30 protein-coding genes and 4 pseudogenes are annotated in these 25,168 nt (G+C 59.8%); 18 read left to right on the top strand and 16 right to left on the bottom strand.

Features of this window, described 5'->3' with window-relative positions:
• Positions 1-80 precede the first annotated feature (80 nt).
• Positions 81-368 carry a hypothetical protein gene (locus tag OKQ63_RS14295; RefSeq protein WP_264210729.1) on the top strand — a complete coding sequence of 96 codons (288 nt, stop codon included), beginning with the start codon at positions 81-83 and terminating at the stop codon, positions 366-368.
• A 24-nt stretch (positions 369-392) separates the two neighbouring features.
• Positions 393-767 carry a magnesium transporter gene (locus OKQ63_RS14290; RefSeq protein WP_264210728.1) on the top strand — a complete coding sequence of 125 codons (375 nt, stop codon included), beginning with the start codon at positions 393-395 and terminating at the stop codon, positions 765-767.
• 20 nt (positions 768-787) lie between these two features.
• Here OKQ63_RS14290 and OKQ63_RS14285 read toward each other — a convergent pair whose 3' ends face one another.
• From OKQ63_RS14285 to OKQ63_RS14275, 3 genes are all read right to left on the bottom strand, one after another.
• Complete coding sequence (locus tag OKQ63_RS14285; protein ID WP_264210727.1) at positions 788-1,186, bottom strand: CBS domain-containing protein; 399 nt, start codon at positions 1,184-1,186, stop codon at positions 788-790.
• An 85-nt stretch (positions 1,187-1,271) separates the two neighbouring features.
• Positions 1,272-1,571 (bottom strand): chaperone modulator CbpM, encoded by a 300-nt coding sequence (locus tag OKQ63_RS14280; protein ID WP_264210726.1) that lies wholly within the window; start codon positions 1,569-1,571, stop codon positions 1,272-1,274.
• A gap of 4 nt (positions 1,572-1,575) precedes the next feature.
• A complete protein-coding gene (locus OKQ63_RS14275) occupies positions 1,576-2,508 on the bottom strand; it encodes a DnaJ C-terminal domain-containing protein (RefSeq protein ID WP_264210725.1) in 933 nt (310 codons plus the stop codon).
• A gap of 704 nt (positions 2,509-3,212) precedes the next feature.
• On the opposite strand from OKQ63_RS14275, the gene OKQ63_RS14270 reads away from it, so the two are divergent.
• From OKQ63_RS14270 to lon, 5 genes are all read left to right on the top strand, one after another.
• Positions 3,213-4,049, top strand: a complete 837-nt coding sequence (locus tag OKQ63_RS14270) for a Crp/Fnr family transcriptional regulator (protein ID WP_264210724.1) — start codon at positions 3,213-3,215, stop codon at positions 4,047-4,049.
• A gap of 138 nt (positions 4,050-4,187) precedes the next feature.
• Positions 4,188-4,559, top strand: a complete 372-nt coding sequence (locus OKQ63_RS14265) for a hypothetical protein (protein ID WP_264210723.1) — start codon at positions 4,188-4,190, stop codon at positions 4,557-4,559.
• Between the two features lie 18 nt (positions 4,560-4,577).
• The gene (locus OKQ63_RS26130; protein WP_350356283.1) at positions 4,578-5,018 is read left to right on the top strand and encodes an SPW repeat protein; all 441 of its coding nucleotides are present in this window, start codon (positions 4,578-4,580) and stop codon (positions 5,016-5,018) included.
• A gap of 106 nt (positions 5,019-5,124) precedes the next feature.
• Entirely contained in the window at positions 5,125-5,520 is a 396-nt protein-coding gene (locus OKQ63_RS14260) for an Hsp20/alpha crystallin family protein (protein ID WP_264210722.1), read from the top strand.
• Positions 5,517-7,922 (top strand): endopeptidase La, encoded by a 2,406-nt coding sequence (lon, locus tag OKQ63_RS14255; RefSeq protein WP_264210721.1) that lies wholly within the window; start codon positions 5,517-5,519, stop codon positions 7,920-7,922. Before OKQ63_RS14260 ends, lon begins: the two co-directional genes overlap by 4 nt.
• Before the next feature lie 73 nt (positions 7,923-7,995).
• Here lon and OKQ63_RS14250 read toward each other — a convergent pair whose 3' ends face one another.
• Positions 7,996-8,211, bottom strand: a complete 216-nt coding sequence (locus OKQ63_RS14250) for a hypothetical protein (protein ID WP_264210720.1) — start codon at positions 8,209-8,211, stop codon at positions 7,996-7,998.
• 50 nt (positions 8,212-8,261) lie between these two features.
• On the opposite strand from OKQ63_RS14250, the gene OKQ63_RS14245 reads away from it, so the two are divergent.
• Both OKQ63_RS14245 and OKQ63_RS14240 read left to right on the top strand, forming a co-directional pair.
• On the top strand, positions 8,262-8,501 hold the full coding sequence (locus OKQ63_RS14245) for a hypothetical protein (protein ID WP_264210719.1): 240 nt from the start codon (positions 8,262-8,264) through the stop codon (positions 8,499-8,501).
• Between the two features lie 457 nt (positions 8,502-8,958).
• On the top strand, positions 8,959-9,906 hold the full coding sequence (locus OKQ63_RS14240; protein WP_264210718.1) for a DMT family transporter: 948 nt from the start codon (positions 8,959-8,961) through the stop codon (positions 9,904-9,906).
• An 851-nt stretch (positions 9,907-10,757) separates the two neighbouring features.
• Here the strand turns inward: OKQ63_RS14240 and OKQ63_RS14235 are convergent.
• A pseudogene (locus OKQ63_RS14235) lies at positions 10,758-11,006 on the bottom strand (transposase); the annotation flags it as partial.
• A gap of 170 nt (positions 11,007-11,176) precedes the next feature.
• Here OKQ63_RS14235 and tnpA point away from each other — a divergent pair.
• From tnpA to OKQ63_RS14215, 4 genes are all read left to right on the top strand, one after another.
• On the top strand, positions 11,177-11,482 hold the full coding sequence (tnpA, locus tag OKQ63_RS14230; RefSeq protein ID WP_264213929.1) for an IS66-like element accessory protein TnpA: 306 nt from the start codon (positions 11,177-11,179) through the stop codon (positions 11,480-11,482).
• A complete protein-coding gene (gene tnpB / locus OKQ63_RS14225; protein ID WP_141889229.1) occupies positions 11,479-11,826 on the top strand; it encodes an IS66 family insertion sequence element accessory protein TnpB in 348 nt (115 codons plus the stop codon). The genes tnpA and tnpB overlap by 4 nt, the downstream gene beginning before the upstream one ends.
• A gap of 62 nt (positions 11,827-11,888) precedes the next feature.
• On the top strand, positions 11,889-13,517 hold the full coding sequence (gene tnpC / locus OKQ63_RS14220) for an IS66 family transposase (protein WP_264213928.1): 1,629 nt from the start codon (positions 11,889-11,891) through the stop codon (positions 13,515-13,517).
• Positions 13,517-13,813, top strand: coding sequence for a hypothetical protein (locus tag OKQ63_RS14215; protein WP_264210717.1), 297 nt, complete (start codon positions 13,517-13,519; stop codon positions 13,811-13,813). The genes tnpC and OKQ63_RS14215 overlap by 1 nt, the downstream gene beginning before the upstream one ends.
• Positions 13,814-13,829: 16 nt before the next feature.
• Here the strand turns inward: OKQ63_RS14215 and OKQ63_RS14210 are convergent.
• Positions 13,830-14,045: pseudogene (locus OKQ63_RS14210) on the bottom strand (transposase); the annotation flags it as partial.
• A gap of 77 nt (positions 14,046-14,122) precedes the next feature.
• On the opposite strand from OKQ63_RS14210, the pseudogene OKQ63_RS14205 reads away from it, so the two are divergent.
• Positions 14,123-14,864: pseudogene (locus OKQ63_RS14205) on the top strand (IS3 family transposase); the annotation flags it as partial.
• A gap of 297 nt (positions 14,865-15,161) precedes the next feature.
• Here the strand turns inward: OKQ63_RS14205 and OKQ63_RS14200 are convergent.
• The 7 genes from OKQ63_RS14200 to OKQ63_RS14170 form a co-directional block, all read right to left on the bottom strand.
• Positions 15,162-15,572: a hypothetical protein gene (locus tag OKQ63_RS14200; protein ID WP_264210716.1), complete on the bottom strand. Its 411-nt coding sequence runs from the start codon at positions 15,570-15,572 to the stop codon at positions 15,162-15,164.
• Between the two features lie 333 nt (positions 15,573-15,905).
• Positions 15,906-17,027: an alanine/ornithine racemase family PLP-dependent enzyme gene (locus OKQ63_RS14195; protein WP_264210715.1), complete on the bottom strand. Its 1,122-nt coding sequence runs from the start codon at positions 17,025-17,027 to the stop codon at positions 15,906-15,908.
• Positions 17,024-18,214 carry an N-acetyltransferase DgcN family protein gene (locus OKQ63_RS14190; protein ID WP_264210714.1) on the bottom strand — a complete coding sequence of 397 codons (1,191 nt, stop codon included), beginning with the start codon at positions 18,212-18,214 and terminating at the stop codon, positions 17,024-17,026. Before OKQ63_RS14190 ends, OKQ63_RS14195 begins: the two co-directional genes overlap by 4 nt.
• A 91-nt stretch (positions 18,215-18,305) precedes the next feature.
• A complete protein-coding gene (locus OKQ63_RS14185; protein ID WP_264210713.1) occupies positions 18,306-19,061 on the bottom strand; it encodes a hypothetical protein in 756 nt (251 codons plus the stop codon).
• Positions 19,051-19,404, bottom strand: a complete 354-nt coding sequence (locus OKQ63_RS14180) for a hypothetical protein (RefSeq protein ID WP_264210712.1) — start codon at positions 19,402-19,404, stop codon at positions 19,051-19,053. The genes OKQ63_RS14185 and OKQ63_RS14180 overlap by 11 nt, the downstream gene beginning before the upstream one ends.
• Before the next feature lie 33 nt (positions 19,405-19,437).
• Positions 19,438-19,716 carry a hypothetical protein gene (locus tag OKQ63_RS14175; protein WP_264210711.1) on the bottom strand — a complete coding sequence of 93 codons (279 nt, stop codon included), beginning with the start codon at positions 19,714-19,716 and terminating at the stop codon, positions 19,438-19,440.
• Positions 19,717-20,490: 774 nt separating this feature from the next.
• Positions 20,491-21,225 (bottom strand): Crp/Fnr family transcriptional regulator, encoded by a 735-nt coding sequence (locus OKQ63_RS14170; protein WP_264210710.1) that lies wholly within the window; start codon positions 21,223-21,225, stop codon positions 20,491-20,493.
• A 149-nt stretch (positions 21,226-21,374) separates the two neighbouring features.
• Between OKQ63_RS14170 and OKQ63_RS14165 the strand changes: the two genes are divergently transcribed.
• On the top strand, positions 21,375-21,515 hold the full coding sequence (locus tag OKQ63_RS14165) for a hypothetical protein (RefSeq protein WP_264213969.1): 141 nt from the start codon (positions 21,375-21,377) through the stop codon (positions 21,513-21,515).
• Between the two features lie 162 nt (positions 21,516-21,677).
• Here OKQ63_RS14165 and OKQ63_RS14160 read toward each other — a convergent pair.
• Together OKQ63_RS14160 and OKQ63_RS14155 are read right to left on the bottom strand one after the other, a co-directional pair.
• A pseudogene (locus tag OKQ63_RS14160) lies at positions 21,678-21,833 on the bottom strand (integrase); the annotation flags it as partial.
• 197 nt (positions 21,834-22,030) lie between these two features.
• Positions 22,031-22,417, bottom strand: a complete 387-nt coding sequence (locus OKQ63_RS14155; RefSeq protein ID WP_264210709.1) for a hypothetical protein — start codon at positions 22,415-22,417, stop codon at positions 22,031-22,033.
• Positions 22,418-22,979: 562 nt separating this feature from the next.
• On the opposite strand from OKQ63_RS14155, the gene OKQ63_RS14150 reads away from it, so the two are divergent.
• From OKQ63_RS14150 to OKQ63_RS14140, 3 genes are all read left to right on the top strand, one after another.
• Complete coding sequence (locus OKQ63_RS14150) at positions 22,980-23,501, top strand: hypothetical protein (RefSeq protein WP_264210708.1); 522 nt, start codon at positions 22,980-22,982, stop codon at positions 23,499-23,501.
• The gene (locus OKQ63_RS14145; protein ID WP_264210707.1) at positions 23,498-23,884 is read left to right on the top strand and encodes a hypothetical protein; all 387 of its coding nucleotides are present in this window, start codon (positions 23,498-23,500) and stop codon (positions 23,882-23,884) included. Before OKQ63_RS14150 ends, OKQ63_RS14145 begins: the two co-directional genes overlap by 4 nt.
• A gap of 266 nt (positions 23,885-24,150) precedes the next feature.
• Positions 24,151-24,339: a hypothetical protein gene (locus tag OKQ63_RS14140; RefSeq protein ID WP_264210706.1), complete on the top strand. Its 189-nt coding sequence runs from the start codon at positions 24,151-24,153 to the stop codon at positions 24,337-24,339.
• A gap of 63 nt (positions 24,340-24,402) precedes the next feature.
• On the opposite strand, the gene OKQ63_RS14135 is transcribed toward OKQ63_RS14140, so the two are convergent.
• Complete coding sequence (locus tag OKQ63_RS14135) at positions 24,403-25,137, bottom strand: Crp/Fnr family transcriptional regulator (protein WP_264210705.1); 735 nt, start codon at positions 25,135-25,137, stop codon at positions 24,403-24,405.
• Positions 25,138-25,168 lie beyond the last annotated feature (31 nt).

Genomic DNA, 25,168 nt, shown 5'->3' with positions numbered 1-25,168 from the left:
CCTTGCGGTGAAGTTGCAGCAGGGCGGCACCGTCTTTCGATGGGTTGGTTCCGCTGCCGCACAGACAGAGTGAGAAAAGCATGGCCGATACCAGGACAGATCCCGGTAACGTGGACGAGGCCGAAGAGCGGCTTAGCCGGGCGCGGGCAGAGCCGGACGGTACGGCGTTGGCAGACGTGCTAGAGCCGCTTGCACTAAGTGAAGCGCTGCGAGAGCCGACCAACCTTCCGCCAGAGGACCGGAGCCTTGCGCTGTCGCTGCTTCCTGCGGCACGGGCTGCGGAAATCGTAGAAGCAGCCCCGAACGAGCTGGCTGCCAGCTTGGTGGTGGGGTTGGAATCCGGGACCGCGGCCGGGATCATTGATTAGCTGGGGTCGAACATCAAGGCCGATGTGATCGGCGGTCTTGATGATGCGGAGGCTATTCTGGCTCGTTTGACGCCGGCTGATGCAGCTGACGTCAGGCGTCTTTCAAGTTACGATAGCCACGTCGCCGGCGGTTTTATGGCTGCGGAGGCCTTCACGTTTCAGGAATCTGACCGGGTCGGCGAAGTCTTGCTGCGGTTTGTTTCGGATACCGAGGATTTCGAACGGTATCGAGGTCAGCACCCCTATGTGTCAATCGGCGGTATCGTCCCCTTGTTACTGAAACGTGCCGATCAGGACCCTGCAGCCGCCAGCGGGCCGCTGTTGACCACGATCACGGACATGGCCGGGTTTTTCCTGGTCCTCAGCCTTGCCAGCGCGCTGATGCCGTTCCTGGTATGACACCTGCGCCACTAGCCAGCTCATGCAGCGGTTTCACTCCCTTGGTCCTGCGCCGCCTGCTGTGGCTGGCCGCCGAGGCTGAGCATGCCGCAAAGCCGCCCCTTTCCGTCCAGCACCGGCATGTGCCGGAACCGCCCGATCTCCATCAGGAAGACCGCATCATCCAAAGGTTCATCGGCGCTGCAATAGACCGGGTTGCGGGTCATAACCTCGCCGGCGGTCACCGTGGCGGGGTCCCCGCCAGCTGCCAGTACCCGGATCACGATGTCCCGGTCAGTAAGAATGCCAAGCAGGCAGTCCCTGCTGCCGATGACAACTGCGCCCGCGTTCTGCTGCTGCATGATACGCGCGATATTGCGGATAGGGGTATTGGCCCCAGCGGCCGCAGCTGCGCGCGACATGGCCTGTCTGACTATCATGGCTGCCTCCTGTGCTGAACGTTGGGAGGATAACCTTCTAGGCCGAAACGGCATTGACCGCCGACAACAGCCTGCTTGCCGCCGGTCAGAACTTTTCGTACCGGCCGAGCCGCCGCAGGAGATGTTCCCGCTGTTCGAGAAGGTCCAGCACCAGCGCCACGCCGGCGGTATTTATACCCAGATCGCGGCTGAGCCGCCGCGCCTTCTTGGCGCGGATGATGGACAGGCCGCGAAAGCGCCAGCTCGCCGCTCCAGTGCCTTCGGGATCCAGTACGCCCTGCTGCACCAGTTCCACGACCCAGTTTTCTTCGGTGCGGCAGAAACGGCATAATTCCTCCAGGTTAAGACTGTCGAGAACCTGGCTGCCCGATGCGGTGGCTTTCATGTGCTTATCCCCCAATGCTGGCACGCGGGTTGAACGGGATTTCCCGGGCCATTTGTTCAAACAGTCTGCGCGCGGCATCGGTCGTGACCTTGGGATTGACTATCCTGAGGGTGGCGTAGATGTCGCCGGAGGGCGACCCTGGCAGCCCTTTGCCCCTAAGGCGCAGCATCTGGCCATTGCGGGCGTTGGGCGGCACTTTCACCGCGAGGCTGCCAACTGGCGCTGGCATCCGGATTTTGCCGCCGAGCGCCGCCTCCCAAGGCGCCACCGGCAGATCGAGATACAGGTCCCTGCCGTCGGCCCGGTAAACCGGATGGGGTGCAAAGACCACCTCCAGCAGCAGGTCGCCGGGCGGACCGCCGCCGGGAGACGGCGGACTTTGGCCGGGCAGGCGGATGTGCTGGCCCTCCACAATCCCCTTGGGGATGTAGACCGGGATTTCGCGGGACTGCAGCTGCACGGTCCCATCTGCGGCTGCGACAGGTGTTTGCAGCGTCAGGACCCGGCTGCCGCCAGTGTAGGCGTCCTGGATATCGATCCGGATGCGGGCGTGCTGTCTGGTGCTGCGTTCGTGCTGTGTCTTGGTAAAGGGCGAGGGCCGCCGGAACAGGGTTTCGAAGAAGTCGCTGAAGACTTCGCCCCCTTCAGCGCCGCCGCTGGTAAAGCTGAAGCCCTGCCGCCAGCCAGGCGGCGGTGTGAAAGCCTTGCCGGAGGATTGTTGCTGCTGGTTCCAGAGCCGGTCATAGGCGGCGCGCCTTTCAGGGTCCTTCAGCACCTCGTATGCTTCGGTAATCTCCCGGAACCGCGTCTCGGCTTCGGGAGAGGCGTTGATGTCGGGATGAAACTGGCGCGCCAGCCTGCGGTAAGATCGCTTGATCTCTTTGCTGACGGCGTCCCTTTCCAATTCCAACGCCTGGTAATAATCCTTGAACTCCATACCAGCGCCTCCGCTGTTCCGGTCTTTCCGCAACTGTGCCACAGCGGGGCCGGGGGGCGATTGACCGCCATCAATGCCGTACAGCCGGGAATCTGCGACATATGCGTGGTACGCAGCTTGTCCCCATGACGGCTAAATGCAGCCGGAGCTTTCCAGCTGCCGCGGAACCTCCTTCAGCCGGGAATTCCTGCCAGGACACCCGGCTGAAGGATCAATTGGGCAGAGGAGAATAGGCGTGTTTAACAGTACGCGGTTTTCAGCTGGCAGAACAGGTGTCGCTAGGTGGGGACGGTAAGGTAGTAGTTGTTTGGGGCATGAGGCTGGTCGGGTAGCTGAGGACCAGGAGGCTTGTGTTCAGCAAAAGAATTTTTCTTTGTGACGCGTTTCAAGCCGGAAACGGCACAGGCTGAAGAACGGAAAATCGGGGTCTGTGCCGTCTGAAGATTCCTTTGTACAGCAGTGGTCCGCGGCAGGCCGAGAGGAGAGAAGACTGTTCGGGGGGAAGTCTGCTGCCAGCCGCGTATCACGATAAAATTTTGGACTGAAAGTTTCGCAGCTTTGGGAGCGCTTTGCGCACAATTCTTTACAAAACAGTCTATTCCTCAAAACGGCTGGCAGGCGCAGACTGGCACTCCGCTGGCAGCGCTGCGCCGCTGAGTCGCGCCGTGCCTGCTTGGTTCATCCTGTCTGGGGGGAGAGCCGGAATGCATTACGGGACATTGACAGCCACTGCTTCTGTAGGGCGATGCCGGGGGTGCCCGGTCAACCACGTGGGTATTTGCGCAGCAGCGGGAGAACAGGCCTCTGCTTCATTTTCAAGTCGGGCTCATCTGGCCGGATTCCGGGCGGGAGAAACGATTGTGCCGCAGGGCGAAGAGGCTGGGTACGGCGGCATCATCGTGGAAGGCACGGTGAAAATCGTAAACATCACGGAAGCCGGCGCGGCGCATGTGCTGCAGCTGCTGCAACCGGGTGAATGGGCTGGCCCGGCGTTTCCGGAGCGGCCGGGCGTTGCCTGGGATGCCGCGAGCGATGTCAAAATTTGCTGGATAGCGCTGCCTGCGCTGGAGGCACTGTTGCAGAAGGAACCCAAGCTGAGCCGGGCGTTGCTTGCCTCCGCCGCCCGCCAGCTGAATGCACAGTGGGACTGGGCGGTTTTGCTGCGTAGCGGCGGCACGTTGTGCAGGATTGCCAGCTGGCTGTTGCTCGAGGCAGGGGGGGCAGGCGCTGGTCTGAGCAACTGTAGCGAAGGTGCCGTTGTGGTTTTCGACCTGCGGCGCCGCGACCTGGCCTCATTACTGGATATGACGGTGGAGACCCTGTGCCGAGGGCTAAGCCAGCTGGAGCAACACCAGGCCATTGTCATGCTGACGCCTAAACAGGCGGCGGTAAGCAATATGGGTGTGTTGCAGCGGATCGCCAAGGGCGAGCGTGGTGCAGGGGAGGGAAAGGCAGAACCGATCGGGCCGCTGTCGAATAACTCTGCTTTGGTGAAGCACTCGCTTACTGCCACCGGCGAAGCTTCCATTAGCGGTGCCTAATCAGCCAGAACCCGCCCGGTTCCGATCGGGCAGGGCAGGAACCGGTCGTCCTATGACCGCTGTCAATGCCCCGTCGGCAGGGGTGTGGTTTGGGTGGCCTTGTTAAAACTGTTGCGGAGCAAAATCCCGGAGGGGGTCATGAAGGTGTCCAGTCAGCAAATTCAGAAGGAGCGACCGCCCGAGGCTGCGGATCGCGCAGTCCTTTTGCCAGTAGCGCAGGCAATGCAGGTCTGTGCAGAAGTCTGGGGGGAGGCCTGCAAATTCACAATGGCCCGCCTCGACGAATACGTTAAAACGCAGCACTGCATACTGGGCTGCATCAGTCTTGACGAGATCCAATTGGTGCAGTGGCGCCATGTCCAGAAGATGATGGATGATTACCACGAAGAAGCCGGGCGAATGGCCCGATACTGGCAGGGATTGCCAGAAACTCCGCGGTTTCAGCCTGCGCCAACAGGGCACCGTGGTGAGAAGGTGATAGAACAACCGGCCGGCAGTCAGGCAGCCTAGAGCCTGCGGCCCGGGGCGTTGATTGCCGTCAATGCAATCCTGTGCCAGTGCGGCAGACTGGCGGTAAGGCAGTTCGTTGCCATTTCGGGAAAGGACGCGCCGTTGAGACGCAAGCATTGGCAGAATTGGGTCATCACCGCCCTGGGTTGCTGGCTCGCCGTCACGTCGTGGCTTCATTATTCAGGACCGACCGACGGTGGCTTGGCCATCCCGGCCAGTTGGAGCTTCATCGCAGCCGGATCGGCAGCCGCAGTCCTGTCGGCGGCTGCCCAGTACACCAGCAACAACTGGGAGGAATGGGGCTGCGCGGCAATTGGTCTTTGGCGGGACCTCTCACCCAGGCCCCTTGGATTTACTGACAATGAGCCGGTGGCATGGACCGCGGCTCTAAGCGGCGGGTCTATCATGGTGCTGGTCGCTTGGTGCATCGCGCAGGGCCCCTGGCGGAGGAAAACCTGACCCAGAGCCTGGCAGGCGGATGCTCTGAGGCCTGCGGCAGAAACTCCGGGCAAGGAATACTAGGAACAATTTCTGGTGCAGCATGGACCAGCAGCCTCCCGAGAACATGATGCTTTCCGACGCGATTGCGCAGCTTGCGGCGACAGAGAAGTTCTGCCGCCAGCTGTTTCTGCTCACTTCCCTGCAAGACGGGCAGCCTTGCTGGGAACCGCCGGTGGATCTCTTGGAAACCAACGGCGAGCTGCTTGTTTATGTGGTGCTGCCAGGCGCCAAGGCCGATGACGTTGAGGTGCGCATTAGAAATGACGAACTGATCATCCGGGGGCAGCGGGAACCGCCGCCGGAGCTGTGCCATGCCACTGTGATCCGGCTGGAGCTGCCCTTTGGCCGGTTCGAGCGGCGTATTCCGATCCCGCCGGGCACCTATGCCGTCAAGCGGCAGACGGTGCGGGGGCATCTGCTGATCCGGCTGTCCAAGAGCGGACAGGGAGAGACGGCATGAATCAGGCCAGCGCTTCAGAAATGGCCCCGCTGCAGGAAATGCAGAACGTTCCGCTGCCGGAAGACGGGTTGATTCTGCTGCCGGTGCGCGAGGTGGTCGCCTTTCCCGGAACAGTCTTCCCGGTCTCTACCGGGCGGGCCAAATCCATTGCGGCAATCCAGCAGGCGATCCGCCAGTCGCGGCCTGTAGGGCTGCTGCTTCAGCGCAACCCGGCGGTCAGCGATCCGGGGGCAGAGGACCTGTTCCGCATTGGCTGCACTGCGAATATCCTTCGGCTGATGACCTCGCCCGACGGCGGGCATCATATAATCTGCCAGGGGGTGACCCGGTTCAGACTGATCGAATTGCTGAAGGGGCCGCCGTTTCCGGTTGGCCGGGTGCTGAGCCTGCCGGACGTGACCAGCCATCAGCCTCAGGTCGAGGCCCGGTTTTTGCATCTCAGAAGTCAAGCGGCAGAGCTGCTGTCGCTGTTGCCGCAGAGCCCTGCTGGCTTGGAAGAGGCAGCACATGCAGCCACCGAGCCGGGCGCGCTGGCGGATCTGGCAGCGGCTTATACCGACATCCCAATTGAGGAGCGGCAAGAGATCCTTGAAACCGTCGATATTGCTGCCCGGCTGGACAAGGTGTCGAAGATCCTGGCAAGGCGGCTGGAAGTGCTGCGCATCACCCGTGAGATCAGCGAACAGACACGTGCCGCCTTTGATGAGCGCCACCGCGAGGCAATCCTGCGCGAGCAGCTGGCGGCAATTCAGCATGAGCTGGGCGAGGATGGCGGCAATGCGGAGGAGATTGCTCAACTGGGCGAGGCGATCACCCGGGCGGGAATGCCGCCGGAAGCCGAGGCAATGGCCCGCAAGGAACTGGCCCGCTACGCGCGCCTGTCTGACGCTGCGGGGGAGGGGGCGGTTCTGAGAAACTGGCTCGACTGGATGGTGGAATTGCCCTGGCAGGTGCCAAGCAGCCAGCCGGTCAGCCTGATTCAGGCGCGGGGCATTCTGAACGCCGACCACTACGGATTGGAAAAAGTCAAAGCGCGGATCATTGAGTTCCTGGCTGTGCGCAAGTTGTCACCTGAGAGCCGGGCGCCGATCCTGTGCTTTGCCGGGCCGCCAGGGGTTGGCAAGACCTCCCTGGGCCAATCGATTGCGCGTGCCCTGGGGCGGGCCTTTGGCCGGGTCAGTCTGGGCGGTGTGCATGACGCGGCGGAGATCCGCGGCCACCGGAGAACCTATATCGGGGCGCTGCCGGGCAGCATTGTTCAGGCCGTGCGGCGGGCGCGCAGCCGCGACTGCGTACTGATGCTGGATGAAATCGACAAGCTGGGCCACGGCATCCAGGGCGATCCCTCTGCAGCGCTTCTGGAGGTGCTGGACCCGGAGCAGAACAGCACCTTCCGCGACAATTACCTCGGAGTGGATTTTGACCTGTCGCGGGTGGTGTTCCTGACCACTGCCAATATGCTGGAGGGCATTCCGCGGCCGCTCCTGGACCGGATGGAGGTAATCAGCCTGCCGGGCTACACCGAGGAAGAAAAGCTGGAGATCGCCAAGCGCTATCTGGTGCCGCGTCAGCTGAGGGCCAACGGACTAATGTATGAGCGTCTCCGGTTCACACCGCCGGCGCTGCGTCTGATGATCCGCAGCTACACCAGGGAAGCCGGGGTGCGGCAGCTGGAGCGCCAGATCGGGGCCGTCCTGCGGGCTGCCGCAGTCCGCTATGCTGAAGGCAAGCCGGCCAAAAGCAAGCTTGGGGCGGAGCAGGTGGAGGCCGCACTGGGGGCGCCGCTGTTTGAAAATGAGACCGCGCCTCGCACCAGCACGCCGGGGGTTGCCACTGGGCTGGCCTGGACACCTGCCGGCGGCGACATCCTGTTTATCGAGGCTAGCCGCGCACCGGGCAAGGGGCGGCTGATCCTCACCGGCCAGTTGGGGGCGGTGATGCGGGAGAGTGCCCAGACCGCACTGTCGCTTTTGAAGGCGCAGGCCGGGAGCCTGGGGCTGGAAGCCAATAGCTTTGACAGCCTTGACATTCACGTCCACGTGCCCGCCGGGGCCACGCCCAAGGACGGCCCTAGCGCCGGGGTGGCGATTTACACCGCGCTGGTTTCCTTGTTTTTGGACCGAACTGTGCGCAGCGATACTGCGATGACCGGAGAGATTTCGTTACGAGGGGTCGTTCTGCCTGTGGGCGGAATCAAGGAAAAAGTGCTGGCTGCCGCTGCGGCGGGGATCACCCGGGTGATGCTGCCTGCCCGCAACCGGCGCGATCTGGAGGACATTCCCGAGAGTACCCGCAAGCATCTTGATTTTATCTGGCTCGAAACTGCCGGAGAGGCGCTGCGCAAGGCGCTGCAACGCGCTGAGCGTAGAAAGGGCGCAGCGGCTGGAAATTCAGAAAGTTAGTCATCAAACATTGAAACGGGCGCCGGTTCCGCGGCGCCCGTGTGGTCATTTGCTTTGGGAAAATTCGGCTGTATCATTCGGCGAGTGCAAAACCATCTCTGTTGATCAGGACATGATCTTCGGGAAGAAAGGTTTGCTCGGTGCCGTCAGCCAGCGTCAGCAGGCAGCCTTTATCACATGCTTCCTCTGAGGATTCGCCGGGACCCAGATTAATGTCATGGGTATCGCCACCTGCCATGAACCGCACCGTGACCGGGTCAGCCCGAATGTTGGTGAGCGTAAGCGCCATTGCCTTCCCGGCAAGCGCCAAAATCACCACGGCAGGAAGACCGGTGCGGAATGCTCTGTAAATGGTTGTCTCCCGAAGAAGCAGGTTACGTTTTCCCAGTGTTTGCCACGGACCTGGACTGCTTGCCGGAGGTAGACTGGGAAGGTTTGCCAGTAGCAGATGCCGGTTTGACAGGTGCCGGCTTTGGTTTTTTCGGTGTGGATCTTGGATCAGTCATTCTGTTCACCTTGTCAGCGCGGGATCATTTCCCGCACCGTGACGGTGGCGGATCGCAGCGGAAGTTTCATTGACGGCAGGCAATAACTGGGGACCTTCGGTCGGTTGCCGCTGGTGTAAGGGCGGCGCGCGCCAGGGCACCGATAGTTGCTGTGGCTGCATTACGGTCAGCCTGGCCTGTAGGGAGCCAAGGGCGATCTGCTACCTACACAAGTCCTGCAGGCTGGTTGCGGTACAAAGGTTCAATCACCAAAAGCCGCAAAGCGGTCTGCCAAAGCTGCTGTTGAATGCGGTCGCACGATCAAAATGGCGAAAAAATGCTGTAAGGCGCAAAGAACTCTTCGGCTGATATTGCCCTTCTGATGATACCGACATTCAGGTCGCTGAAGCGCAAGACACACTTGTTGAATTTGGCAGGCTGCCGTTATGACAGCCTCCTCAGAAATAGACGTAGCGCCGCTGCCCCGAACTGCCCAAGGGATCGCCTGTGTGCTCACTGGAATGGTCCTGTTTGTCGGGCAGGACGTTCTGATGAAAGACATGCTGACCCATTATCCGGTGTGGATGCTGATTTTTGTCCGGTCCATCGTCGCCTTGTTAACTCTACTGCCGCTCGTCCTTTGGCTAGGTGCGCCGCATCGCATCTTCACCCCTCTCTGGCCGTGGTATTTGGCGCGCGCCGTGCTATTTGCCTCCGGATTCGCGATGTTCTATTCAGCATTTCCCTTCATGGGACTGGCTGAGGTCACTACACTGTTCTTTTCGGCACCTCTGATGACCGCGACGCTTGCGGCCGTTTTCCTGCAAGAAAAGATCGGGCTTCACCGTGCAGCAGCACTGCTTGTTGGCTTCGCAGGTGTTGTCATTGCGATGAACCCGGCAGGCGGCAGCTTTGACTGGATTGCCATCCTGCCGCTTCTGTGCGCTCTCACCTACGCAATCAGTCAGACAATTGTGCGCAAGATCGGAGAGCAAGACACCTCTCTGACCATCGGTCTCTACACCATCTCATTCTCGGGCGTTCTTATCATACCGATGGGATACGCGGTGTCGCAGATGATTGAGATCACACCTGAACTGAGTCACCTCCGTATGGGCTGGCCGGTACCTCAGGCGGAGGGCATCGCTATGCTCGCTTTATTAGGGAGTATCGGAACAGTGGCCTACACCCTGGTCTCCCGCGCCTATCAGATAGCAAATGCGAGTGTGATCGCACCTTTTGACTACAGCTATCTGCCTCTGGCTGCGGCCCTCGGCTATCTGCTATGGGGGGAGGTGCCGCCCAACACCACTTTCGTCGGAATGGTGCTGATCGTGGTGAGCGGGATGTATACCGCTTATCGGGAACTGCGCGTCAACCGAACCACCGCCGGCAATCCCCCCACCGCCCAGACGGTCTTCACCCCGGGCGCGCCCGCAGTGGTATTGGCGGATGCGCTTGATGCAGAGGCAGTAGAGCTGAATGAAGCTGACGAATAACTGACCTGAATGGCGGCCGACGAGGTCTAGGTATACTGCTTCCGGAGTCGTCTGCTCAGACATAAGATGGTTGGTGATGGTTTCGCGCTTTATCGCAGAAAATCGGCCCAAAGGACATGAACCGGACTTATTGCGGTGCAGCGCCTGATATTTGGCCAGTGGCAAGATCTTTGGCCGGTTGCGCTTGACGCAGAAGCAAAATGGGATGAGCCTCACACCCACTTAGCAGGTTAGGTGCTCAGCCCCTGCATCTGGCGGATCGGATTTGAGATGAATCGATCTGGCTCGGATGTCCAGATTTTGCAGATGTATTCGTAGGCTAAGGCTTAAGGCTGTTGAGGGCCCTGAGCCTACTCGCAAAGTTGTAAACCGCGGTGAAGGTGCCGAAGTGCTTGCGAAGCTGCGCGCGGTTGTCGGAGCAATTGCGGCGATCGGCAGTTGCGTCGCGCCTGTGTGAATTTTCGTTTCGGGTTTTCTGCACTCGGCATGAACTGCAGATTTCGCCGCTGCAAGGCAGCTCCGAAATTTTCGCAGTTGCCGTATTTTCTGTGCTGCGGGCGCGCAGCGAGAAAATCCAATGAGCAACTTGGGCTCACTGCCGCCTTTCGGCGCCGCGGCGACCAGGCAACCGCCCTGAAAGACCAGAGCGGATCTCGGTTGCTCCCAGGCATGACGGCAGCCAGCCGAGGGTGTGTGGAAACTCGCCTGGTTTCTCGACGATGAGGATGTTTCAGTCGATTTTGTAGAGGCAGCCGGATTTTGGGTCACTTTAGCGCCTTATTCGCCGGAGGGGGCTGAATCCGCGCTCTTGTGGCGTTTTTTGCTGTACGATTTGAGCTGAGCGCCGCCCATCAGGCCGGAATGGCAGTAAGAAGCCCACGTACCCCGATCAGGGCTATCATCCGCTTGGTGTTATAGGCGAGGACATGGAAGGCCATCTCGGTGCGGACGTTCTTGAGCGTTCGCATCCGGAAGTGCGTCGCTCCCATCCAGCTCTTGATTGTGCCGAATGTGTGCTCGACGGTTGAGCGGCGGAGGCCCATCAAGGCCGGGTCTCGGCTCAAACGGCCACGCATCTCGTCGACCAGATGCTCGTGTTCCGTAACCGCCCGATTTGAACCGCCTGCTCGTGTGTCCTGGAGATTGCTAAGAGACGTCCATAAAGACGTCTTTAATGACGTCTCCTACAGGGAGGGAGGCAGCTGTGCGGGGCGAAATTCTTGGCTTGGAGCGTCGGCGCCGCTGGAGTGACGACGAGAAGTTGGCGATTGTGCTTTCGGTCGGGGTGAACGGCGCGACCGTGTCGCAGGTCGCACAGCGCCACGAGATCAGGCGGCAGCAGATCTATGCCTGGCGATACGAGCTGAGGAGGAAGGGGCTTCTGACGCCAGACGACGCGACGCTATTCCTGCCCGTCGATATTACGTCGCCGCCGGAACCGCCGGAAGCGTGCGCCCCTGAAGCGAGCTTGGCGTTGATTGAGGTGGTTCTGCGCAATGGTCGCAGCTTGCGGGTCGATGCCCATGTGGATGCGGCGGTGCTGACCCGTTTGATCCAGGCGGTGGAGGCGGCATGATCGGCCCGGGCACCGGCATTCGCGTTTACCTGGCCTGCGGTCACACTGATATGCGCAAAGGTATCGCGGGGCTTTCAGCGATCGCGCAGGATGTCTTGAGGCAGCGGCCATCGAACGGTGCCGTGTTCGCGTTTCGAGGGCGCCGCGGCGACAGGGTGAAGCTTCTGTATTGGGATGGCCAGGGCTTTTGCCTGTATTACAAAGTCCTGGAGAAGGGTCGTTTCCCATGGCCTGCGGCGACGGATGGCAGCGTGCGTCTGACCGCCGCTCAATTGGCCATGCTCTGGGAGGGGATCGACTGGCGCAGGCCGGATTGGGGCGCGCCACCAGCCCGGACGGGCTGATTTATCTCTCTGGAATTGTTTGTTTTTATGGCGTCCGATCTGGGAGAATGGTATCCACCACCATGTCCGTAGAAGCCACGCCTCTCCCCAATGATCCCGCCGTTCTGAAGGCGATGATCGCCGCGTTGCAGGCGGAAAACCAAAAGATGTCCGCCAGTTTGCGGGCGCATGATCTGCTGGTTCAGGCGCTGCGCGTCCGGATTGCCAGATTGCAGAAGCAGAAATTCGGCTCCAGTTCGGAAAAGATCGAGCGGGAGATCGAGCAACTGGAACTGGCGCTGGAGGACCTGCAGGTTGCGCTCGCCGAGGCGGATGAACTGCCGCCGGAGGGCGATGATGAGCCGGAGACGGACAACCAGACCCCGGAACCAGCCGAACCGCGGGAGTCGAGGCGCCGCCGTCCGAAGGTGTCGCAGGACACGCCGCGCGAACGCCGCGAGCTTGACCCCGGCGACAGTTGCCCGGATTGCGGGGGCGATCTGCGTGTGGTCGGGGAGGATGTCAGCGAGCTGATCGACATGATTGCAGCCCAGCTGAAGGTCATCGAGATCGCGCGTATCAAGAAATCCTGCCGGCGCTGCGAGCGTATGGTTCAAAGCCCGGCACCCAGCCGTCCGATCCCACGGAGCATGGCGGGCCCGAACCTTCTGGCTTATGTGCTGACCTCGAAGTTCGACGACCACGTGCCGTTGTATCGTCAGAACGAGATCTTCGCCCGCATGGGGGCAGACATCCCTGACACGACCCTGGTCGACTGGTGCGGCGGGGCAATGAAGACGCTGGCGCCGCTGATCGAGAAGATCGAGGCCGAGATCATGGCCAGCAATCTTCTGCACGCAGATGACACGCCCATCCGGGTTCTCGATCGCGGCCGCCGCGACAAGGGGCTCGGAAAGGGCGTCAAGAAAGGCCGGATCTGGGCCTATGTCCGGGATCAGCGCCCATGGGCGGGCACGGCCCCGCCGGGTGCGGTCTATCACTTTGCCCCGGACTGGAAGGAAGAGCATGTCCTCGCCCATCTTAGCGAGACCAGCGGCATTCTCCAGGCTGATGGCTACAAGGGGTATGCCAAGCTCTATGCCGCGGACCTGGACGGCAAGAGCCAGTTCCGGGAGGCCGCGTGCTGGGCGCATCTTCGCCGCGACTTTCACGATGTCTGGACCGCGACGAAATCCGCAATCGCGCGCGAGGCGCTCGACCGTATCGGCAAGCTCTACGACATCGAACGGGAAATCAGCGGCAAGCCTGCCGAACTGCGGCTGGCCGTGCGCCAAAAGGAAAGCAAGCCCAAGGTTGATGCGTTCCGGGACTGGGCCGAAAGGCAGCTCACCCGTATTCCCGGTAAGAGTGATCTGGCCAAGGCGTTCCGCTACGGGCTGAGCCGCTGGGCTTCATTCACGCTGTTTCTGGAGGACGGGCGCGTGGCCATCGACAACAATCCCGCCGAGCGCGCGCTGCGGCCCATTGGCGTTGGCAGGCGGAACTGGCTATTCGCGGGTTCGGATACCGGCGGTGAAACGCTCGCCCGCGCCATGACCGTCATCGAGACGGCAAAGATGAACGGCCTCGATCCGCAGGCCTACCTCGCAGATGTCTTGGACCGTATCCACGATCACATGGTCAACCGGCTGGCCGAATTACTCCCTTGGAACTGGAAGCCGGCAGATCAGAAACGCAGCGAGGCTGCGTGATGGCAGCGACGACCTACGTCTGCTCCATCGCCCATGTCGCCAGCCTGCTGGGCGAGGATCCTGGACTTCTCGAGGCCATCGTCAGCAACGACGACAACCTCTCCTACGGCAACATCGTCAGCGTCCACATCGGACGGGACGACTACATTACGGCGCTGACCGACGAGGGCATCGACGAATTGCGCGACATGCTGGCATCAGCACGAGTGTCCGTTGAGGCATGGCACAGCTTCCTCGAAGACTTCGTCGCTGAGCCCGACATCATCGCCCGCGTCAACAATCAACCGCTGCGGTAAAAATCGGGCGCTTACCGTGTTCCCATCGGGTGATACGACGTTCCCTGCCGGTCGTGCAGCGCGCCTTGACAGGGCAGGCCTGACAGACGCTGGTCCAGTATCGCCGTACCACCAGGCCGCCTTCTTCGGTCGTGTAGCGGTATGTCAGCGTCTCACCTGCCGGGCATCGGTAGATATCCGCATCCGCGTCATAGGCAAAGTCGGCCTTCACATACATGCCCTTCTTGCGGTTGGCTTCACGTCATCCGGTGAGGCTGTCTCCGGAGATCGCCCGAGCCAGGAGGCAAACCGCTTGCAGGCCCGCAGGTGGCTGGTCTGCGACGCCGGTCCGAGATTGCGTGCCGGCATATCCGCTACAGGCGCGTCCACGTGCTTCTGAGACGGGAGGGCTGGGTGATCAACATGAAGAAGACACGCAGGATTTACAACGGGTTGGGCCTGAAGCTCAGGAATAAGCACCCCAAGCGCCGGGTGAAGGCATAGCTCAGAGAAGACCGTCAGGAAGCCGTCGGGCCGAACGGTGTCTGGGCGATGCACTGCCCGAAAGGCGATTGCGCTAGCGCAATCTGCCGGAAGGGACTTCGTTCACGACCAGCTCGCCCTGGGTAGGAGGTTGCGCATCCTGACCGTTGTCGACACGCATTCCCGGCTCTGCCCAGCGGCCGATCCGCGCTTCACCAATCGGGGCGAAGATGTTGTGCAGACGCTCGAACGGGTCTGCGGGCAGATCGGCTACCCCAAGACGATCAGAGTCGATAACGGCAGCGAGTTCATCTCGCGGGACCTCGATCTCTGGGCCTACGCCAACGACGTTACCCTCGACTTCTCACGGCCTGGAAAGCCCACGGACAATGGCTTCATTGAGGCGTTTAACAGCAAGCTCCGGGCGGAATGCTTGAACGCACACTGGTTCATGAGCCTTGCAGAGGCCCGCGAAAAGCTGGAGGATTGGCGTCGGCACTACAACGAGGACAGGCCGTACAGCGCAATCGGATACAACGTCCCGATTGCCATGCATTATCCCGATGGCGTCACCAGCCCGTCATCGTGACCGAGCCGGAAAAATCCAGCTTCTGGCGGTCCAAGGTTGGGGCTCAGAGCACGAGTGGGCAGACACTACAACATGGTGAAGGATATCACGGGGGGCAGGTCAGACGCTTTGCAGTGTCGGCAGATCCGCTCACCGAACCCTTCGCTCCAGAACGCGGTGTTGCAGCGAAGGCATCGGCGCTCCCGCGGCACGTCTCCGCAGGCCGGAGACAAGAATACTTCATTTTGGTCGGTATTGGCCAAAATTGGCCTGCCTCCATCATTAAGTGGTGCTCTTTTTGGGTCTGCGCACAAACTGCTAGTCATGCCGTTCGCCATCCGCCTCTGATATTCCCAATCCAGAGTAAAGGTGCCGGATCTGAGCTTCGGAGACACCGTCGGATTGCATAACGAGGCGCACCATCGGATCGGCAAGCATTTCCTCGAAAAGGAACGTCGACAGCTCTTTTCCAGAAAGCTTGTCTTTGGCCCGAGCACTGTCGAGATCCGCCAAAGAAACGGTCAGGCTCCTCACCAGACCAGGGTGTGATTTCCGGGGATGCAGATGCACCAGAACCGAAGCCTTCCAGGCTTGAGGATCCAGGTGGTCAGGAGGCGCGGATAATTCGGTTTCAATATCATATTCTCCGGCAGGGAGCGCCTCATCAAAGCCCGGCAAGGTGAAGGATCGGGAGAATACTGCGACGGTCCTGCTGCTGAACTGATCCATTGATCTATCTCTCCTCTGCTGCTGAGCTGTATTTGCACGGCCCATAGAGTGAATTTCTCCGCCGCTTGAAGATTTCCTTGACCTCCAAGCGGCAGGATTGGGCATTTCCGGGGTTATGAAAGACGCCCGAAGGCTGCCACATGAGCCATCCGGTCTTTGAGAGAGATGTTCCGATCGTCTGATTTCCGGAGCTATTTTCAGGCCGGAGGCGAGGCACGGAAAGATGCGCGACTGACACCAATATAGATATTCGCAGCACCATTTACTACGGAACGCCGCACAAGGAGGTCTCTGGCCGCGGTTTGGACCCGTGCTGCAAAAGAAACGCCTGCATCAAAAAAACTCCGGAAGCCGGCAATTGCGGCTGCCGGCCGCACCTTCTGTCAATGGTGTATTTCTGTGCAAAACTTTCGAAACATCAGGGGCTGCCATGGCGCGCACAAGGGCGCTGTAGCTCATTTGCAACGGCATCTCGCTGCCGATGCGAAGGGGGCAATTGGTCGTCTCAACCACAATGTGATCGCTGGTTGCACCGGCAAAGGTAACAGCCGGTGGAAAGGTCAGCCCTGCAGCGTCGGTGTCTTGCAGCCCGAGGGCCAGGATCGAGCGGGTTGTCCAATGATTGCCTGGCACCAGGCTCAGCGCCGAGAGGGCCGGGTCGGATAATTTCAGCGGTACCGGCTTTGATTTGATTTTCGTCTCGATCACCTCAGCCAGCAGTGTGAAAGCATCTGTATGAAGCCCGCTGATCGGGTGTCCCGAAACAGGGTCAGTTCCCAGCAGGATAGCCTCGCCTATGCGCAAATTGTTGATCCGGCCTGCGGGCGCGCCACCGAATGCCCATGGCAGGTTTGCGGAACTGCCCCCGGAAACCACTTCGGCGAAGGGGCCGCACACCTGCTCAATGTCATCAGCAAGGGATGAGAGTGCCGCCATCATCGCGGAGTTGGGGGCTGCATCAGCCAGACAGGCGAAATTTGCACCAATACCTTTGAGAAGCACACCCGGCGTCCTGGTGACGTGAAGGGCAGCGTCAGTCAGATCCTCGGGCATGATGCCCTCCCGCTGATCGCCCATTTCCACCATCAGAATTATCTCGTGGCTGGTGCCTCTGCGCAGGGCCGCAGCGGCAAGCTTCGCTATAATGCTGGTCTCTGTATTGAAGCTTGCTTCACAAGTTTCGACGATATGCCCGACCTGGCTCAGCATCGGGGTCCGGATCATCAGGATCGGACAGGTCAGCCCTGCTTTGCGCATGCGTCTTACACTTGCAAGCCGCGCATCTGCCAATCCGATCGCGCCGCCTTCAAGCATCGCCCTTGCAACACCAGGATGGCCGCACACGGCTTTTGTCACACCGGTCACGGTAATTCCGCAGGGCTTCAGGCGCTCCACGAGCCATCGTGTGTTGTCGCGGATTTTACCCAGGTCAATTTCGATACGCGGCGCGGTCATAGCGCTGCCGCAATATTCACCGGCCGCAACTGGGGATATGCGGACAGTACAAGTTCAGCCAGATGCGCCGCGGGACGGCTGAGGGCATCGCTGACAGGAAGGTCCAGAGTGCCGGCATGGTCCTTGATGGCGGCGGTGATTTCCTCTTCGGTCATCCCCTCGTGATTGAGCGTCACGCCGATCACCTTGGTGTCCGCAAAGGCCTCGATCAAAGCGATCTCGTCACCGGGATCAGGCATTGCCATGTTCGGAAAGTCGCAACGGTGCGCCCGTTTGGGTGCGTGCTGAAGGATCACTGCGTCCGGCTGGCTGCCGCGCAGAATGAATGCAGAGGTGCAGAATGCCGGATGGCTGAGTGCGCCCTGGCCTTCGATCAGAATGACGTCTGGCTGTTCACCTTCGGATGCCGCAACAATGGCCCCTTCAAGTTCCCCGCAGCAGAATTGCGGCGGCACAGCGTCCATTGCTACGCCGTATTTGGCACCCTGCATTAGGCCGGTCTGGCCGGTGCCAACCAGGACAGTCTTGATCCCTTGCGCATTCAGTTCGCGGGCAAGAAGCGTTGCCGTCGTCCGCTTTCCAATAGCACAATCGGTCCCTAGTACAGCAATACGGATTGCCTTCACATTCGCTACACTGCCGTCAAACAGGCGCATGTCCTTGCTGTTCCGGGGTTTGCGGATATCGCGAAGAGAGACGTTGCGCGATTTGGCAGCCGAGGCGATTTCCGGGTCGTCGCCAAGGTATTCATGCAGCCCGCTGACGATGTTCATCCCTAAAGATACTGCAACCAGCACAACACGGCGGTCATCCGCCGACAATTTTCCGTCTGACGGAGCCATCCCATAGATCAGCGTGTCAGGAATGGCTGCCTCGTGAGTAACTGCCGCTTCAAGATCGCCAAAGACTGGAATGTGGTTCAGGGCGCCGTCAAGGATCTGCCCGCTGTCGCCCCCTGCGTGATGGCTGTCGATCACCGAGAGTATGCGATAGGCGTGTGAGTGCCGGACAAGCCCGTTTGCTGTCTTGCCGTCGACACGTGCGAAATTCCCTTCGCAGTACACGATTGCGGTAGGGATGCGAGCGGCAGGGGGATCGCCCGGTTTCTGAGAGCGTTCAGATGATCGTAGTTGCGGACCGCTGGCATTTTGCCATACCGGCCTTCCCGCTTTGACTGCGGTTTCCATGGGATTTCCTTCTGAGAGGCCCGCGCTCAGGGCTTTGGTGCTCTTGATGCAGGTGTTGAGGCTGCCAAGCCGGCAGCCGGAGGTGTGACGCCTAGTTGTTCAGAACACAGCGGCCTTTCTTCTGCTGGAAATTCTTGTTGCACTCCCAACGGTTACCCGTCCTGGCAAGATGTGCATTTTCCGGCAGCTCAATCAGGATACAGAGGTCACCAGACACTGCGTAGCCGCGCTCGCATTTCCACTGACGACCATAAGCTGCCGCATCCAGGAAGGCGTGTTCAGGAACTTCAATAGCTGCGCAGACGTCGCCTCGAGCTTCGAAACCGCGGTCGCAAAGCCAGCTTGGCCCGTGTGTGCTGTTGGTCAAATAGGCGTTTGGCGGCAGAATTATTTTCTGGCAGATATCGTCAATCTTTCTAAAACCGCGCAGACAGTTCCACCGTGTTCCTGAGGGCGCGAGATACCCGCCTTCGGGCACAAAGACTTTTGCACAGGACGACCCCTCAACCTCAATGAAACCGTGCAAACACTCCCACCCTGAACCGTAGTTTCTATGCGTAGGGTACGCATTTTGCGGGACAACTACAGCAATGCAGGTGTCGTCCGCGGCCCGGTAAGACCGGTCGCATTCCCAGCCATCGCCGTAACTGCTCTTGTGTGCGTTCTCAGGCACTGAAGAATCGGCCGCTTGCGAATATGCAGGCACTGTGAAGACTGCCAACAGGCTGAACACCACAACGAGCCGCGTCATCAGGACTTGGGGAAAGCTCAATATTCTGATCAGCCGGTCGAACATCTCTGTACCGGCGTGGAGAAGCGGCATTGGCAAAAAGAAACTACGATGCATCCAAATCCAGCCCGGCAAGACAAGCCTGTGCAAGATCACGGTTCGGGCTCTCTGAGCCTGGGACCGTTGCCCAGCCAGTTGCGATAACGGCATCCCGTCGCTTGAACGACATCGCCTCCTGGATTGACGCCAGCTTGGCGGTCCGTTCGGAATCTGTTTCAGCCATGTTGACGCAAACCGGTACCAACGCAGCAATCAGTTCGTCATGGGACCTGGAGCTAGCCATTGATTCCGCTTGACCTCCAGTCACCCAGCCGCCCCAGGAAAAACCGACGATTGTAATAGAGACTGCACCGATCAAGGCACCATAAACGCCGGGTCTCAGCCATTCGGGATAGGTCATTTCTGGTCCTCCTGCGGAGAAAGCGCCGCCTCGCTATGATTGCTGTTTGGTGTCAAATCCGCTGTCGCGGTTCAGCGCCATTTCCAAGTCCTTCTGAGTGATCAGGCGCAGTTCGGTCCGGCCCGCGCGGCCGCCCCTGCCGTGGACCATCAGGTAAGTTGCTGTTGTTCGGTATGCTTCGAAGCTGAGCCCCTGAATAAGCTCCTCTTCCACGATCACTTCGTACTCTCCGGCAGGAAGTTCGTCTGCGTAACCCGCCAAAGAAAACGGATGGGAAAACGTCACCATCAGTCTGGACGACCGTGTGTTCATCCTGATTCTCATTGATTTCCTGTATGGCGATTGCTCGCAGCGGCTGCCACGGGACGTCTGGTGACCATTAGGGCGAGATCACGGCGACGCTGAGCTTCATCAAAGACTTTAAGGCGAAAGGGATGGTCACGTGCTGATCGATGTTAGCGCCTAACGGTTTTTCTAGTATAGCTGGTTCTATGTGTGGTTTTGATCAACCGAGGAGGCTGGTGCTGCCCTGCCGCTATTCTGTGCCAGAATACCATGCTCTCTGACGCCATAAGTTGATGCAGTGCCCGCCCCCAATTGGCCACGCCTTTCGCTGGCGGATGAAACTGATCTTTGACAGGCGTCCGCAACACGGCGCCGCTAGCTAACCTAGGTCAGTGCGCACTGATCAGGACCCATCTAATCATTTCAGACGGGCCGCGCATTTGCGAGCGTGAGTGTTACGAGTGCCAAGAAGCGCAGAGGATGTGCCGGCCCCAGTTGGCTCTGCATGTGATTTACGCTTCTTTTCTCCTCGGCCGCCGAAGAAAGGACAACCGAATGACACCCGAAACAAGAGAGTTATCCGTGAGGCTGGCCTCGGTCAGGGCTGCCTGCGAAAGAGCCCCCGCCGGGCCGCGAAAGGCTGCAGCCTGGAAGCATTACCGGCTGGCAGAGCTGGCGCAGAGTGAGGAGAACGACACCGAAATGTACAGGGAACTCGACGCGGCAATACAAGCGCTCGCGTAACTTCACCCTCCTGAACCGATCACCCGGCCGCCCAAGTATTGCCCGAAGGCCGCCGCTTCATGTAAGAAGCGGTCCAGTCTGATCCAGATATGCCGGGTCGAAATCCGCCAGCGCCACCAGGCGGTCGAAACTGCCGAACTTCACATAACCGTCGCGGAAGGTGACCAGATCTCGTTCCCGCAGTTGGCGCAGGACACGATTCACATGGACTGCGGTCAATCCCAGCGCGTCGGCCAGGTGGTATTGCGTTAACGGGCAGGCGTAGCCCGCTTTGCTTCCCATCCCGACGAGAGCCAGCCTCGCACCAAGTTCCAGCAGGAAATGTGCCATTCGGGCATCCGCATCACGGCGCCCAAGTCCCACAAGATGCTCAACCACCATTGCTTCGTCCCGGGACGCGGCCCAAAGTATGGCTGCCGCCAGCCTTGGCGTATCGGCAAATGCCCCTAGAAGGTCTTCCGCCAAAACTTCGGCGGCTTCGATCTCCACGATAGGTTCAATGCTATGGTCAGAGGTGCGCAGCAGAACGCTGCGCAATCCCAGGAAATCTCCCGGTATCTGGAAGTCAACGATCTGGCGCGATCCCTCCTGCTGGATCTTATAGGAGCAGGCCCAGCCGGAGGACAGAATGTAGGCAGCTTGTCCCGGCTGACCCTGATGCACAAGGTCGCTCCCGGCAGCAAAAATTCTGCGGCGCTGGTGCAAACGCTCCAGCACGGCAAGCTCATCTTCTGACAATACGGCAAAAGCTGATAGCTTTCTTGTAAACGGGCTGTTTTTGATGGCGTTCATGGCCCCCCGACAGACGCGGCAATTCAGAACGTCCCCAGGACAGGGACTGCTCTCGATCAGTCCAGCATACTCCGTTTTCTGCAAAGATGCCCTTGATCACCAGTCTGCCACATTGGCTTGATTTGCAATGCAAGAAAGGAAAATGCAGGATGCCTGAGCATTCCGGCAATGCTGGAATGGCCGCCCTATCAATTTGCGAGGCTCTGCTGCTTGCCATGAATGACCTCCAAATGATGCCGGAGCATGAAATCGCCGTAGGAGGTCATTCCACCATGGGGCAAGGTGCTTGACAGCTAACGCCCCAAAACGGAAGCCCGCCTCCTGCCCATTGCTCCCGCTAAGACCAGGCGCAGCATCCGGAACTTTGGGCTCTATCCGACCCACTGCTGCGGTGCGAATGCAGGTCCGGTCCGGGTTGGCGAACGGCACGTGCCGCCCGCCAACGTGGTTCTAATGTCGATTTGCTCGGCGATGCTCAAAACATCTTCAAGTTCGACACCGAGGTATCGCACAGTGCTGTCAACCTTTGTATGCCCCAGCAGCAGTTGAACCGCCCTGAGATTTCCGGTTTTCCGGTATTTCTCCGCTACGTTGGTCCGGCGCAGCGAATCCTCCCGCCAAACCCAGACATCAGCACCGCACTCACACCTCAGCTTACTGGTGGTTTGAATGGTCTTTGTCAGGTTGCTTTTTTTGGGGGAAACGCCGCAGACGCTTTGGGCAGCAGATAGCCCAACCCGTTCATGAACTAGAACGCGTCGTTCTAGATCTGTCATCCCGGGTAAAGAGGGTGTCAAAACAAAATTCATCCTTCGCCGCTTTTGTTTTCCGGGCCCTCAGACGCCTTGCCGATGTCAAGGGAGGCAAGGCAAGCCTGCGCGACGTCCAGGTCGGGCGTCATTGTTCCCGGTACGGTTGCCCAGCCAACCAAAACAAGGGCATCGCTCTGGAGATAGGTAGGAGCATTCTCGATTGCTTTCAGCTTAGCTGCCTGTTCCGGATCGGTTCGGGCCATGTTCAGGCAAACAGGCACCAAAGCCGTAACAACGTCGTCGCGGGACATGGCCATAGCCCTGCCGTGCGCCGTTGCCCCGGTCACCCAGCCGCCCCAGGTAAATCCACCGATGCCTAACAATGCCGCACCGGCAACGGCGCCGCAGATGCCAGGTGTAAGCCACTTGGAAGCGTTCATTGTAACTCCTCCGGCGGAGCAAGCGCCGCCACGCAATCTTCAGGTGTCAAGTTGAATGCCGTGGCCAAGCGCAGTTTCCAGGTCGGCCCGGGTTATTGGCCGCAACCCTGTCCGGCCCGGCAAACCCCCTTTGCCGTGTATGGCCAGGCAAATCGCCGTTCTGCAGTAAGCCGTGAAACTCAGCCCTTCGATAAGTTCCTCTTCGACCAGCACTTCGCATTCGCCGGCAGGCAGTTCATCCGGCTATCCGGGCAGGGTAAAAGACTGCCGGAAGGTCACGGTGGATCTGATTGAGCGAAAAGGCCATCACCGGTCTCCGCGATGTTTGCATGTCCTCCGCGCGGCCTTGGCTGCAGCATCCCGGTTGCAGAGTGGCAGCCGAGCTTTGCGGTCACCCAAAATTTATCCCAGAACAAAGCGGTGTGCGCTGACCCATGTTAGCGCCGCTGAGACCCCGGGAGATGGTATTCGTGCGGGCGAACCCGGACCTGCCGTGCTGTGTAACAGCAGGAGGCAGGCCGCTGGCTGATCTGCGTCAGCGCGTGCTCCGGGCGATGCGGGTATGATCGGAGTTATCCGAAGCTTTTTACCCGGCAAGGGGCGGCCCCGCACTTCCGGAACAGCCATTCCCAGATCCGGACACATCAAAAGGGAGGATATGCCGATGCCTGCAGCTGGCATTCATTACCCGCATAACCCTGAGTTTGACCGCTTTTTGCAAGCCTTCGTTGGCGAGGACCGGAATGGCAATGCCGTTACGGTTCTTTCGGCGCTTGCGAGACTTGAACTCGAACCTTGGGAGGAGGCAGCCGGGCTTGCCGCTTTGGAGAAAGAGGACGCGGGTTCGCGACTGGAGATGCTGCTGTCGCAATTCCGAGACGTGCCCGCACTCAAACAGGATTATGGATCGGTCGCGCGGAAGCTGACCCGCCTTCTCCCCGAACGCCGCAAGCGCTTGACGGCCGTTTCTGGCAGCGCAGAAAACGGGCCGGCAAATTTGTCCGGGTTGATCTGGGCGGCACTGACGATCTTCTTTCTGATATTGCAGTTAATGCTCGCAGGGACTCCGGGAACGGGCCAATGACCTTGGGCAAAGCACAGAACGGCGACCGCAGTGACGGTAAGGACAACGCGATCCTCTGGGATCTGGAGGAGCGGTGCTGGACCAGCGGCGCGGACAGCGCCCGCACCGTGACTGCAAAAAATGCAGTGATGGTACTTCCCTATCCGCCGGGCATCCTTCAGGGCGGGCAGATCCTGGAGCATGTGAAGCAAAACACGGGCTGGCGAACCGTGGAAATGAAAGACCGCAGCCAAATCAGGCAAGGGGCCGTTGCGGTTCTCGCCTACCGCGTATTCGCCGAAAAAACAGGCTCGCCAATCTATGAGGCGCTCTGCGCATCCACATATCTGCTGGACAACGGCCGGTGGCTGCGGCTGTCACATCAGCAAACCCCCACCACCTGACGCCAGCAGGATGAATCCTCACCTTGGGGCGATACCTTTAACGCACCTATCGGCATGTGAACCGGCTATAACACGCGGACCCACACCAAGCTAACCTGCGTCAGTGCTGCGGAGCAAAGAACATGGATATATGGCATCGTGCCCGCCGAATCTCCGGCGGTGCTCATTTCCGAACAGCAGAGAAGCGCAGGAAGCGTGCAGTTCCTCAAACGGTCTGCGTTGCCCTGCGCTTCTTATTCTCGGAATGTCCAGGAAAGGACACTCTCATGACACCTGAACAGACCAATGCTGCCGAGAAGATGACCTCGGTCAAAGCTGCCTGTGACAAGGCAATCGCCGGCCCCAAAAAAGACCGGGCTGTGAAGCACTATCAGGCGGCCGAGAAGGCGCACGCGGCGAAGAACCACGCCGAAACGAACAAGGAACTTGACGCGGCTGAAAAAGCGCTTTCGTGATACTCCTTTGTTTTAAATGAAGATTGGGTCGCCCCAAGTTATTCCGGGGGGGGGCGGCCTCTTTCATTTCAAGAGCGGGCCGGTCTGATCCAGATACGCCGGATCGAACCCCGAAAAGTCCACCAGCCCGTCATAGTTGTCGAACGTTACGCGGCCGTCCCGAAAGGTCAGCAGGCCGCTTTCGCGAAGCTGCCGCAAGACACGGTTCACATGAACGGAGCTTAAGCCGAGTGCATCAGCAAGATGATACTGTGTCAAAGGGCAGGCGTATCCGCGCTTGCTTCCCAATCCGACCAGCATCAGCCTCGCCCCCAGCTCCAGAAGGAAATGCGCCATGCGCGCCTCCGCGGCGCGCCGGCCAACTCCAACAAGATGCTCGACCACCATGGCTTCGTCCCGTGATGCCGCCCAGAGGATTGCTGCTGCCAGGCGGGGCGTCCTCTCGAAGGCTTCCAGAAGGTCGTCCGCGAAGACTTCCGCCGCCTGAATATCCGTGACCGGCTCGAAGCTGTGGTCGGACGTGCGCAGCAGCACGCTGCGCAATCCAAGAAAATCCCCCGGTATCTGGAAATCCACGATCTGGCGGGTTCCGTCCGGCTGAAGCTTGTAGGAACACACCCAGCCGGCGGCCAGAATGTAAGCGGCCTGATCCGACTGCCCCTGATGCACGAGATCACGCCCCGCCGTGAAGGACCGGCGGCGCAGATGCAAACGCTTCAAAACGTCCAATTCATCTTCAGACAAGGCGACGAAAACTTGGAGCTTCCGTGTAAGCGGGCTTTCTTGAATGTCTGCCATCGGCTCCTCGTAAGCCGGTCAAATACTCCCG

It is taken from the genome of Leisingera thetidis, from assembly GCF_025857195.1.
GTDB classification, from domain to species: domain Bacteria; phylum Pseudomonadota; class Alphaproteobacteria; order Rhodobacterales; family Rhodobacteraceae; genus Leisingera; species Leisingera thetidis.
The sequence above is the reverse complement of the archived record's forward strand: the minus strand, read 5'-3'. Positions and strand labels throughout refer to the sequence as shown.

Coding starts and splice junctions, on each gene's coding strand:
- OKQ63_RS14295 (WP_264210729.1), top strand. CDS start 81: ATGGCCGATACCAGGACAGATCCCGGTAACGTGGACGAGGCCGAAGAG.
- OKQ63_RS14285 (WP_264210727.1), bottom strand. CDS start 1,186: ATGATAGTCAGACAGGCCATGTCGCGCGCAGCTGCGGCCGCTGGGGCC.
- OKQ63_RS14280 (WP_264210726.1), bottom strand. CDS start 1,571: ATGAAAGCCACCGCATCGGGCAGCCAGGTTCTCGACAGTCTTAACCTG.
- OKQ63_RS14275 (WP_264210725.1), bottom strand. CDS start 2,508: ATGGAGTTCAAGGATTATTACCAGGCGTTGGAATTGGAAAGGGACGCC.
- OKQ63_RS14270 (WP_264210724.1), top strand. CDS start 3,213: ATGCATTACGGGACATTGACAGCCACTGCTTCTGTAGGGCGATGCCGG.
- OKQ63_RS14265 (WP_264210723.1), top strand. CDS start 4,188: ATGAAGGTGTCCAGTCAGCAAATTCAGAAGGAGCGACCGCCCGAGGCT.
- OKQ63_RS14260 (WP_264210722.1), top strand. CDS start 5,125: ATGATGCTTTCCGACGCGATTGCGCAGCTTGCGGCGACAGAGAAGTTC.
- lon (WP_264210721.1), top strand. CDS start 5,517: ATGAATCAGGCCAGCGCTTCAGAAATGGCCCCGCTGCAGGAAATGCAG.
- OKQ63_RS14250 (WP_264210720.1), bottom strand. CDS start 8,211: ATGGCGCTTACGCTCACCAACATTCGGGCTGACCCGGTCACGGTGCGG.
- OKQ63_RS14245 (WP_264210719.1), top strand. CDS start 8,262: ATGCTCTGTAAATGGTTGTCTCCCGAAGAAGCAGGTTACGTTTTCCCA.
- OKQ63_RS14240 (WP_264210718.1), top strand. CDS start 8,959: ATGAAAGACATGCTGACCCATTATCCGGTGTGGATGCTGATTTTTGTC.
- tnpB (WP_141889229.1), top strand. CDS start 11,479: ATGATCGGCCCGGGCACCGGCATTCGCGTTTACCTGGCCTGCGGTCAC.
- tnpC (WP_264213928.1), top strand. CDS start 11,889: ATGTCCGTAGAAGCCACGCCTCTCCCCAATGATCCCGCCGTTCTGAAG.
- OKQ63_RS14215 (WP_264210717.1), top strand. CDS start 13,517: ATGGCAGCGACGACCTACGTCTGCTCCATCGCCCATGTCGCCAGCCTG.
- OKQ63_RS14200 (WP_264210716.1), bottom strand. CDS start 15,572: ATGGATCAGTTCAGCAGCAGGACCGTCGCAGTATTCTCCCGATCCTTC.
- OKQ63_RS14195 (WP_264210715.1), bottom strand. CDS start 17,027: ATGACCGCGCCGCGTATCGAAATTGACCTGGGTAAAATCCGCGACAAC.
- OKQ63_RS14190 (WP_264210714.1), bottom strand. CDS start 18,214: ATGGAAACCGCAGTCAAAGCGGGAAGGCCGGTATGGCAAAATGCCAGC.
- OKQ63_RS14185 (WP_264210713.1), bottom strand. CDS start 19,061: ATGCATCGTAGTTTCTTTTTGCCAATGCCGCTTCTCCACGCCGGTACA.
- OKQ63_RS14180 (WP_264210712.1), bottom strand. CDS start 19,404: ATGACCTATCCCGAATGGCTGAGACCCGGCGTTTATGGTGCCTTGATC.
- OKQ63_RS14175 (WP_264210711.1), bottom strand. CDS start 19,716: ATGAACACACGGTCGTCCAGACTGATGGTGACGTTTTCCCATCCGTTT.
- OKQ63_RS14170 (WP_264210710.1), bottom strand. CDS start 21,225: ATGAACGCCATCAAAAACAGCCCGTTTACAAGAAAGCTATCAGCTTTT.
- OKQ63_RS14165 (WP_264213969.1), top strand. CDS start 21,375: ATGCCTGAGCATTCCGGCAATGCTGGAATGGCCGCCCTATCAATTTGC.
- OKQ63_RS14155 (WP_264210709.1), bottom strand. CDS start 22,417: ATGAACGCTTCCAAGTGGCTTACACCTGGCATCTGCGGCGCCGTTGCC.
- OKQ63_RS14150 (WP_264210708.1), top strand. CDS start 22,980: ATGATCGGAGTTATCCGAAGCTTTTTACCCGGCAAGGGGCGGCCCCGC.
- OKQ63_RS14145 (WP_264210707.1), top strand. CDS start 23,498: ATGACCTTGGGCAAAGCACAGAACGGCGACCGCAGTGACGGTAAGGAC.
- OKQ63_RS14140 (WP_264210706.1), top strand. CDS start 24,151: ATGACACCTGAACAGACCAATGCTGCCGAGAAGATGACCTCGGTCAAA.
- OKQ63_RS14135 (WP_264210705.1), bottom strand. CDS start 25,137: ATGGCAGACATTCAAGAAAGCCCGCTTACACGGAAGCTCCAAGTTTTC.